The sequence below is a fragment of the Natronospira sp. genome (genome assembly GCF_007134575.1).
Taxonomy (GTDB): Bacteria; Pseudomonadota; Gammaproteobacteria; order Natronospirales; family Natronospiraceae; genus Natronospira; species Natronospira elongata.
Window position 1 is genome coordinate 1 of sequence record NZ_SLKM01000223.1, and the last position, 9,357, is coordinate 9,357.

The 9,357-nt window shown below is 63.3% G+C and carries 7 protein-coding genes and 1 pseudogene; all 8 read left to right on the forward strand.

Going from position 1 to position 9,357, the window contains the following annotated elements:
- A pseudogene (gene mutL, locus ACJWXQ_RS08900) lies at nucleotides 1–1,058 on the forward strand (DNA mismatch repair protein MutL); the annotation flags it as partial.
- A 28-nt stretch (nucleotides 1,059–1,086) separates the two neighbouring features.
- Nucleotides 1,087–2,037 carry a tRNA (adenosine(37)-N6)-dimethylallyltransferase MiaA gene (gene miaA, locus ACJWXQ_RS08905; RefSeq protein ID WP_346052399.1) on the forward strand — a complete coding sequence of 317 codons (951 nt, stop codon included), beginning with the start codon at nucleotides 1,087–1,089 and terminating at the stop codon, nucleotides 2,035–2,037.
- Nucleotides 2,038–2,211: 174 nt separating this feature from the next.
- Nucleotides 2,212–2,448 (forward strand): RNA chaperone Hfq, encoded by a 237-nt coding sequence (gene hfq / locus ACJWXQ_RS08910; protein WP_346052398.1) that lies wholly within the window; start codon nucleotides 2,212–2,214, stop codon nucleotides 2,446–2,448.
- A 74-nt stretch (nucleotides 2,449–2,522) separates the two neighbouring features.
- Nucleotides 2,523–3,839: a ribosome rescue GTPase HflX gene (gene hflX, locus ACJWXQ_RS08915; RefSeq protein WP_346052397.1), complete on the forward strand. Its 1,317-nt coding sequence runs from the start codon at nucleotides 2,523–2,525 to the stop codon at nucleotides 3,837–3,839.
- Between the two features lie 117 nt (nucleotides 3,840–3,956).
- A complete protein-coding gene (hflK, locus tag ACJWXQ_RS08920; protein WP_346052395.1) occupies nucleotides 3,957–5,399 on the forward strand; it encodes an FtsH protease activity modulator HflK in 1,443 nt (480 codons plus the stop codon).
- Nucleotides 5,396–6,271 carry a protease modulator HflC gene (gene hflC, locus ACJWXQ_RS08925; RefSeq protein ID WP_346052393.1) on the forward strand — a complete coding sequence of 292 codons (876 nt, stop codon included), beginning with the start codon at nucleotides 5,396–5,398 and terminating at the stop codon, nucleotides 6,269–6,271. Before hflK ends, hflC begins: the two co-directional genes overlap by 4 nt.
- Nucleotides 6,272–6,416: 145 nt before the next feature.
- Complete coding sequence (locus tag ACJWXQ_RS08930; RefSeq protein WP_346052391.1) at nucleotides 6,417–7,610, forward strand: ATP phosphoribosyltransferase regulatory subunit; 1,194 nt, start codon at nucleotides 6,417–6,419, stop codon at nucleotides 7,608–7,610.
- Nucleotides 7,611–7,652: 42 nt separating this feature from the next.
- Complete coding sequence (locus ACJWXQ_RS08935) at nucleotides 7,653–8,945, forward strand: adenylosuccinate synthase (protein ID WP_346052390.1); 1,293 nt, start codon at nucleotides 7,653–7,655, stop codon at nucleotides 8,943–8,945.
- The last annotated feature ends 412 nt before the right edge of the window (nucleotides 8,946–9,357 follow it).

The window sequence follows — 9,357 nt, forward strand, 5'->3', positions numbered from 1 at the left end:
AGCATTTTTTCGTCAACGGCCGCATGGTCCGCGATCGCCTGGTGGCTCACGCCATCCGCCAGGCCTACCGCGATGTGCTCTATGGCCAGCGTCATCCGGCCTATGTGCTCCATCTTGAGCTGGATCCGGCGCTGGTGGATGTCAACGCCCATCCCCAGAAACATGAAGTGCGTTTCCGCGAACAGCGCCTGGTCCATGATTTTCTCTTCCGCACCCTGCACGAGGTGCTGGCCGAGACCCGGGCCGGTCAGGACGCCGGTCCGGCAGCGCCCGCGCCCCTGGCGCCGTCCCCGGGGCAGGCGGGCGAGTCCGACCCGCCGCCACGCCAGGCCGGTATCGGTCTGGGCCTGCCGGGTGGGGCGGCAAGGGGCAATGGCGGGGCCGGCCGGGCCTATTCCGAGCCGCCGCCCTTTGAAATGAGCCATCGCATCCAGGAGCCCGATCCGGCCCCGACTACAAGCGACAGCGATTCGGTGCCGCCGCTCGGATTCGCCCTGGCCCAGTTGCACGGCGTTTATATCCTCTCTCAAAGCGCTGATGGCCTGGTGGTGGTGGACATGCATGCGGCTCATGAGCGCATTGTCTATGAGCGCATGAAGCGGGAGTTCGATGCCGGCTCCGTGGCCAGTCAGCCCTTGCTGGTGCCGGTGGAGTTGCCGGTCTCCCAACGGGAAGCGGATCTGGCCGAGGAGGGGCGCGAGGACTTTGCCAGCCTGGGTCTGGAGGTGGATCGCGCCGGCCCGGAGCTGTTGATGATTCGCCAGATCCCGATCCATCTGCGTAACAGCGATCCGGTGCAACTGCTTCGGGATCTACTCTCCGATCTCTCAGTCCATGGCCGTAGCGGGCGATTGCGGGAGTCTGTGGATGAGGTCCTGTCGACCATGGCCTGCCACGGTTCGGTGCGCGCCAATCGTCGTCTCACGGTGGAGGAAATGAATGCCTTGCTGCGGGATATGGAGCGCACCGAGCGCAGCGGGCAATGCAATCATGGACGCCCGACCTGGTTCCGGCTGAGCATGGACGAGCTGGACAAATTGTTCCTGCGCGGGCAGTGACCGGATCAATCAGAGGCTCCTGCTGCCAATGACCGACTCGACGCCCGCTCCCATTGTCTGCCTGATGGGCCCCACCGCCAGCGGCAAGACCGATCTGGCGGTAGCCCTGGTCGAGGCAGGGCCGTTCGAGATCATCAGCGTGGATTCGGCGTTGGTCTATCGCGGCATGGATATCGGCACCGCCAAGCCCGGCCCTGAAGTACTGGCCCGCGCCCCCCATCGCCTGATTGATTTCCTGGACCCTGCCGAGCCCTATTCGGCCGCCCGATTTCGGGACGATGCCCGCCGTGAGATTGAGGACATCCAGCGCGCCGGTCGTATTCCGCTGCTGGTGGGCGGAACCATGCTGTACTACCGCGCCCTGCTGCGGGGACTGGCGGACCTCCCCGATGCCGACGAGGCCGTCCGGGCCCGCCTGGAAGAGGCGGCAGAGGCGCAGGGCTGGGCGGCGTTGCATCAGCGCCTGGCGACCATTGACCCGCCGGCGGCTGCGCGCATTCACCCCAATGACCCCCAGCGCATCCAGCGGGCCCTGGAGGTCTATGAGCTTACCGGCCGCCCGTTGACGGAACTTCAGCGCGAGGCAGCCGTCCGAGACTGTCCCTGGCCGGTGGTCCGTCTGGGTCTGATGCCGGATGATCGGGCCTGGCTGCATGAGCGCATTGCCCGTCGCTTTCGGCTGATGATGGACCAGGGGCTGGTGGAGGAAGTGGCGGCCCTGCGGGCCCGTGGTGATCTTGATCTGTCCACCCCCGCCTTGCGTGCGGTGGGTTATCGCCAGATCTGGGAATACCTGTCGGGACGCGGGACCCTTGAAGAGGCAGTTAATCGGGGGATTGTCGCCACGCGACAGCTCGCCAAGCGCCAGATCACCTGGATGCGGGCGGAGCCGGAACTCAATGTGATTGCCTGTGATCGACCGCGGCCCTGCGAGGCACTCCGGGCGATCCTTGACGAGGCCTTGCCGGGTGTCTTTTGATGACATGTGGATGGGCTTCGTAGTCAGAGATGCTGTGATAGACTGAACGCCGCAGGATCGGGCCGATTTGGCCGGTCCGCCATAGCCCTGAGAGTCCCGGCCTCGGGTGGCGGCAGTTTCCTGAGAGCCTCGGAGGAGGCTCCCCAATAATAAGACCTCGAAGGAGACGTTAAGATGGCCAAGGGGCAGTCGCTTCAGGAACCGTTTCTCAATACCCTGCGCAAGGAAAAGATTCCGGTGTCCATTTATCTGGTTAACGGCATCAAGCTGCAGGGGCAAATCGATTCCTTTGATCAATTCGTCATTCTGCTGAGAAACAGCATTAATCAGATGGTCTACAAGCATGCCATCTCCACCATCGTGCCGGCCCGTAATGTGCGCATGAATGGCAATGGGGAAGGTGATGACTGATGCTGTCGGGTCGCTTTGCGGCCCGTGCATGACCCGGCTTGGCGTCATCCAGGCGGATGACGCGGAGGTGTTGATTGTTTGAACGTCCCGAAGCAGGCCATCGCGCCCTGCTGATTCATGTGGATCTTGGTCCCGCCGCGGATACCGATGCCCTGTCCGAGTTTCGCGAACTGGCCTGGTCGGCCGGCGCGGAGGTGCTTGAGGTCCTGACGCATAGCCGTTCCAGCCCAGATCCCCGTTATTTTGTCGGCGGTGGCAAGGCGGAAGAGATCGCCGAGGCGGTGGAATTTCACAAGGCCGATCTGGTTCTTGTCAATCACCATCTGTCTCCCAGCCAGGAGCGCAACCTGGAGGCCCGCCTCAAGTGCCGGGTGCTGGACCGGACCGGCCTGATTCTGGATATCTTCGCCCAGCGCGCCCAGACCCACGAGGGCAAGTTGCAGGTGGAGCTGGCGCAGTTGACCCACCTCTCCACCCGCCTGGTGCGGGGCTGGACCCACCTGGAGCGGCAAAAGGGCGGTATTGGTCTGCGCGGGCCCGGTGAGACCCAGCTGGAAATGGACCGTCGCATGATCGGTCAGCGAATCAAGCAGGTCTCCCGGCGGTTGGACAAGGTCCGCAAGCAGCGGGATCAGGGCCGTCAGGGCCGCAAACGCCGGGAAGTCACCACCGCCTCCCTGGTGGGATACACCAACGCCGGCAAGTCCACCCTGTTCAATCGCCTGACCGAGGCGGAGGTCTATCAGGCGGATCAATTATTCGCGACCCTCGACCCAACCCTGCGCCACCTGCCGGTGCCGGGCGGCAGCGAGACGGTACTGGCGGATACGGTGGGGTTTATCCGTCATCTGCCCCACGACCTGGTGGCTGCCTTCCGCTCCACACTGCAGGAAACCCGGGATGCCGATCTGCTGCTGCACGTGATTGACGTGGCCGATCCGGAACGCCAGGAGCGGATTGAGACGGTGGACGAGGTGCTGGACGAGATTGGCGCCGGTGATGTGCCCCAGTTGCTGGTATTCAACAAGATCGATCTCACCGACAAAACGGTCGGGGTCGAGCGGGACGCCGACGGTGTGATCCGTGCGGTCCGCGTATCGGCCGCCACTGGTGAGGGTATGGACCTGCTGCTGGCGGCAGTGGCCGAGCGACTGGCCGGTCGGGAACTGGATGGATGGGTCCGACTGGGTCCGAGCCAGGGCCGGCTGCGGGCCAGGCTCTATGCCCTGGATGCGGTCCACGACGAGTCACCCACTTCGGCGGGCGATATCGACCTCCACTTGCGGTTATCGGAAAGTGTTTACCAGAAGCTTGCGCGGGAGGAGGGTTTACCCCGGCCGCGCGGCCTGGACGAGGCCGAGGCGTCAGCGGCACTGCCGGCCTCGCATTGAATTGCCTTGCCCGGGTGCGCCCGGGCTCCGTAAAATAGGCCCTCTTTTTTTGCCCCCGTGGCCGACGGCTGCTGGCAGTCGGCGGCGGGGTTATTTTTCCAGTCGAGGAATTCGCCAATGGCTTGGAATGAACCCGGTAAAAACCGTGACCCGTGGGGTGGCCCCCGTGGGAACAACGGCTCGGGAAAGGGCGGTGGAGAACAGGGTCCGCCCGATCTCGACGAGGTCTTTCGCAACCTGAAGCAGCGCCTTTTCGGTGGCGGCAGTGGCAGCGGCGGTGGCCGCGGCAATAGCGGAGGCGGCGGACAAGTGCCCAGCGCGCCCATGGTGGGCCTGGTGGCGGCCGCCCTGCTGGTGATCTGGCTGTTGTCCGGTTTTTACACCGTGGACGATGCCGAGCGCGGCGTGGTCTTGCGCGTGGGTGCCTACGAGCGCACCGAAGGGCCCGGTCTGCACTGGCGCATCCCCTGGCCGGTGGAAACCGTGGAGCGGGTCAACGTCAATGAAATCCGCCGTTTCAACTATCGCTCCCGCATGCTGACCAAGGACGAGAACATCGTCGAGGTCGACCTCAACGTTCAGTATCGCGTGGGTGATTCCGGCGCCTTGAGCGAATTGGCGGAACGCCTGATGGGAGCGGCCGATATCCGTGACCGCGAAGTCCGCGTGGAAGACGTGGACGAGCTTGAAGAGGTCAACGGTGAAGTGCCCGAGGAGCTCGAGGACGCCGACATGGATCTGGAGGATGGCCTGGGTGGTCGCGATATCACCTGTGTCTACACCTATCCGGATTACGACAACGGTGGCGAGGAGGCAGAATTGGGCCCCGAGGCGGCCGGCCCCCAGACCGTTCGCGAACCCGCCCACAACTACCTGTTCAATGTAGAGCGCCCCGACGAGACCCTGAATGAGGTCACCGAAAGTGCGGTGCGCGAAGTGGTGGGTAACACCATCATGGGCTGTGTGCTGATCGGTGAGGGACGTAGCTTCCTGGAGCTGACCACGCACCTGTCGGTTCAGGAGACCCTGAATCGTTACGGCGCGGGTATCGAAGTGACCCAGGTCAACCTGCAGGACGTCAACTTCCCCGAGGCCGTGCAGCCGGCGGTGGAAGACGCCATCAAGGCTCGTGAGGACCGGGAGCGTCTGATGCTGGAGGCCGAGGCCTATCGAAATGATGTGGTGCCCCGTGCCCGCGGTGCCGCGGCGCGTGAGATTGAAGAAGCCCGCGCCTATCTCGCCCGGGTGGTGGATCGGGCGGACGGTGATGCCTCCCGTTTCTCCCAGTTGGTGACCGAATACCAGCTTGCCCCCGAGGTGACCCGAGAGCGTCTCTATCTGGAGACCATGGAAGACGTCCTCGGCCGCACGCCCAAGGTCATTATCGACCAGTCGGAAGGTAGCAATAATCTGCTTTACCTGCCTATGGACAAGCTGCTGCAACGGCATGGCGCGCGCAGCGAGGGAGATTCCGGCAACAGTGACGGCGAACGCCGCCAGACTGAAAGCGATGAACCCCGTTTCCGGGAAGGCCTGCGTAGCCGAGGAGGTCGCCGATGAACCGCTGGATTACTCCCATACTGGTCATTCTGGCCCTGGCCATTTTCGTCGGCTCCCAGTCGGTCTTCATCGTGGATGAGCGTGAGGCCGTGGTGAAGTTGCGCTTCGGCGAGATGGTGGCCGAAAACTATGAACCGGGGCTGCATTTCAAGCTGCCCTTCGCAGAGCGTGTGCTCAAGTTCGAGCGCCGTATCCTGACCCTGGACCACCGCCCGGAGCGGTTCCTTACTCAGGAGCGCAAGAACGTTCTGGTGGATTTCTTCGTCAAATGGCGAATCGAGGATGCCGGTGATTTCTATCGGGCCACCCGGGGTGATATGAATCGTGCCCGGGAACGGATGCTGGAAATCTCCAGAGCCGGGATCCGGAATGAGTTCGCGCGCCGCACGGTGGAAGACGTGATCGCCGCCGAGCGGATGGAAATGATGCGCCTGATGGTGGATCGCGGTCGTGATGCGGCCTCGGCCCTTGGTGTTACCATTGTGGATTTCCGAATCAAGCAGATCGAGCTGCCTGATGACGTGACCCAGTCGGTCTTCGACCGAATGATCAAGGAGCGTCGCCGGGATGCCACACTGCTCCGCGCCCAGGGCGAGGAAGGGGCTGAGCGGATCCGTGCCGATGCCGACCGTCAGCGTGAAGAAATCCTCGCGGATGCCTACCGGCGGGCAGAGGAACTTCGTGGTGAAGGTGATGCTCGCGCTACCGAGATCTATGCTGCCGCCTATGAGGTGGACCGTGAGTTCTTCTCCTTCTACCGTAGCCTGGTGGCCTATCGCCGTGCGATCGGGCAGGAGGATCAGGACATCATGGTCCTGGAGCCGGACAGCGAGTTCTTCCGCTATTTCAAGCATATGATCCCGGAGGACTGAGTCCGCACAGTCCTCCCTGTTCCGCCACCGGCCGCCTTCGTGCGGCCGGTGGCCTGTTTGTGTGCGGCAAGGGTTCCTGGTCATGCCAGCGACCCCTGTCTGCCTGAGCCATCCCCGGCGCTGGTCGGGGTTTCGGACGAGAGCCATGACTGCCACAGAACGCTGGTTGCTGCCTGCCGGAGTCGAGGAAGTCCTGCCGCCAAGAGCCTGGCGGCTGGATGCCATGCGTCGCCGTCTCCTGGATCTGTACTGGTCCTGGGGCTACGACCTGATGTTCCCTCCCTTCGTGGAGTACCTGGAGTCCCTGCTGACGGGTAATGCCCACGATCTGGACCTGCAGACCTTCAAGGTGATGGACCAACTCAGTGGCCGCCTGCTGGGGATACGCGCCGACATGACGCCCCAGGCGGCCCGCATTGATGCTCATGTGATCAATTGCCAGGGACCGACCCGGCTCTGCTACATGGGCACGGTGCTGCGGGCACGGCCGGAAGGGGTGTCCACATCACGCAGCCCCCTGCAGATAGGTGCCGAATTGTTCGGCCATCGCGGCGAGGCCAGCGATATCGAAGTGGTTCGCCTGATGCTCGAGACCCTGCGGGTGGCCGGTGTCGAGGGTCTCACGCTGGACCTTGGGCATGTGGGCATCTACCGCAATCTGGCCGCTCAGGCAGGTCTTGAGGGCGAGGCGGAACGAGAGCTGTTCGAGCCCCTGCGCCGAAAGGCCGTGGGCGAGTACCATCAGGCTCTGGCCGAACTACCACTGGGTGAGGACCATCGGGCCCAATTGGCGGCCCTGGTCGAACTTCATGGTGGCGACGAGGTATTGGCCCAGGCCCGTGAGCGGCTGAGCGATGCCGGCAGTGAGGTTGAGGCAGCGCTGGATCGACTGGAAACTGTGGCGGAACGGGTTCAGGCCTGTTACCCGGCCCTGTCCATTCATTTTGATCTGGCCGAGCTTCACAGTTACAACTATGAAAACGGGCTGGTTTTTGGTGCCTTTCATCCGGCGCATGGTCAGGCCCTGGCTCGGGGCGGGCGTTATGACGGTATCGGCGAGGCCTTCGGCCGTGCGCGGCCGGCAACCGGTTTCAGTGCCGATCTCAAGGCCCTGATGGCCTGTGTCCCGGACAGCAATGAGGGTGAGCGGCCAAAGGGTGGGGTGTTGGCGCCTGCCGAGGAGGACGCCGCCCTGGAAGAGGCCATCGCCGGCTTGAGGGCCCAGGGTGAGCGGGTCTTGCGGGAGTTGCCGGAGACTGAATTTGAGGCCGATGGTCACGGTTGTGATCGTCGGCTGGTGCGCAGGGGCGGCCACTGGGAAGTGGTTGCACTGGATTAAGTCCGCCCGCGACTGCGGGCCTGATCAAACACGGGAATCATAATGGGCAAGAATGTCGTCGTCGTGGGTACCCAGTGGGGTGATGAAGGCAAGGGCAAGGTCGTCGACCTGCTCACGGATCGGGTCGAGGTAGTGGCCCGTTTCCAGGGCGGCCACAATGCCGGCCATACCCTGGTCATCGACGGCAAGAAGACCGTTCTGCACCTGATTCCGTCGGGCATTCTGCGGGAAGGAGTGACCTGCATGATCGGCAATGGGGTGGTCTTGCATCCCGAGTCCCTGCTGGAAGAGCTCCAGACCCTGGAGGATGAAGGCGTCCCCGCCCGTGAGCGTCTTCGCATCAGCCCCGCCTGTGCCCTGATTCTGCCCTCCCATGTGGCTCTGGATCAGGCTCGGGAGCGAGCCCGCGGTGCCCGTGCCATTGGCACAACCGGCCGCGGCATCGGACCCGCTTATGAAGACAAGGTCGCCCGTCGCGCCCTGCGCGTCTCCGACCTCTTTCACCGGGAGCGCTTCGCCGCCAAGCTGGGCGAAGTGCTGGACTACCACAACTTCGTGCTTCAGCACTTTTTCAATGCCGAACCGGTGGATTTCCAGCAATGCCTGGAAAGCTACCTGAAGATGAGCGAAACCCTCGAGCCCATGGTCTGCGATGTCACCGATCTTCTGCATCAGGCCCATGAATCCGGCGGCAACGGTCTTTACGAGGGTGCCCAGGGCTCGCTGCTGGACATCGACTTGGGGACCTATCCCTTCGTGACTTCGTCCAACACCACCGCCGGCGGCGCCGCTACCGGCACCGGCCTGGGCCCGCGCTACTTCGATTACGTGCTCGGCATCGTCAAGGCCTATACCACTCGCGTCGGCGCCGGTCCTTTCCCCACCGAGTTGTCCGACGAGATGGGCCAGCATCTGGCAAAGCGTGGCCATGAATTTGGCGCCACCACCGGTCGGCCTCGCCGCTGTGGCTGGTTCGACGCCGTCTCCCTCAAGCGCTCGGTGATCAACAATTCCGTCTCCGGCCTCTGTATCACCAAGCTGGATGTTCTGGATGGCCTGGAAACGCTCCGCATCTGCGTCGGCTACCGCACCGAACACGGCGAGCGCAGCACCCCGCCCCTGGGTGCCGAAGGTTTCGATGAATGCGAACCCATCTACGTGGAAATGCCCGGCTGGAGCGAGAACACTTTCGGCATTACCGAACTGGACCAGCTCCCCGAAGCAGCCCGTAACTACCTCAAGCGCATTGAGGAACTGGTGGGTGTGCCCATCGACATCATTTCCACCGGCCCGGATCGCGCCGAAACCATCCTTCTTCGCCATCCCTTCGACTGAACAATCGGCACTCGCGCAGACCCATGGAAACTCAGCCTCGGCCTCCCGCTCCCACGGGAGGCCAACTCGCTCCACCAGGCCCCCGAAACTACACGCCTCCCCAAGCCACACCCATGACCCGCCGTAGGAACGGATTTATCTGCGGTCATCGGTTCTGATAACCATGGACCATTACTGATTACCAATGAAGCCGAGGCAGGATGCTTCGGATAAGACCAGCGATAACGGTGTGATTGTGGCTGTTGAAGGGAGCTTCAATGAGGCCGAGGCAGGATGCCTCGGATAAGCGGGCAGTCGAGGCGGATGGTAACCCGGATGCGATCGCTTCAATGAGGCCGAGGCAGGATGCCTCGGATAAGCTGACGCGCCTGGTACACCGGGCAGTCGAGGCGGATGGGCTTCAATGAGGCCG

Bases quoted from the DNA above. Each gene is read 5' to 3' on its own strand.
- miaA (WP_346052399.1), top strand. From the start codon at position 1,087: ATGACCGACTCGACGCCCGCTCCCATTGTCTGCCTGATGGGCCCCACC.
- hfq (WP_346052398.1), top strand. From the start codon at position 2,212: ATGGCCAAGGGGCAGTCGCTTCAGGAACCGTTTCTCAATACCCTGCGC.
- hflK (WP_346052395.1), top strand. From the start codon at position 3,957: ATGGCTTGGAATGAACCCGGTAAAAACCGTGACCCGTGGGGTGGCCCC.
- hflC (WP_346052393.1), top strand. From the start codon at position 5,396: ATGAACCGCTGGATTACTCCCATACTGGTCATTCTGGCCCTGGCCATT.
- ACJWXQ_RS08930 (WP_346052391.1), top strand. From the start codon at position 6,417: ATGACTGCCACAGAACGCTGGTTGCTGCCTGCCGGAGTCGAGGAAGTC.
- ACJWXQ_RS08935 (WP_346052390.1), top strand. From the start codon at position 7,653: ATGGGCAAGAATGTCGTCGTCGTGGGTACCCAGTGGGGTGATGAAGGC.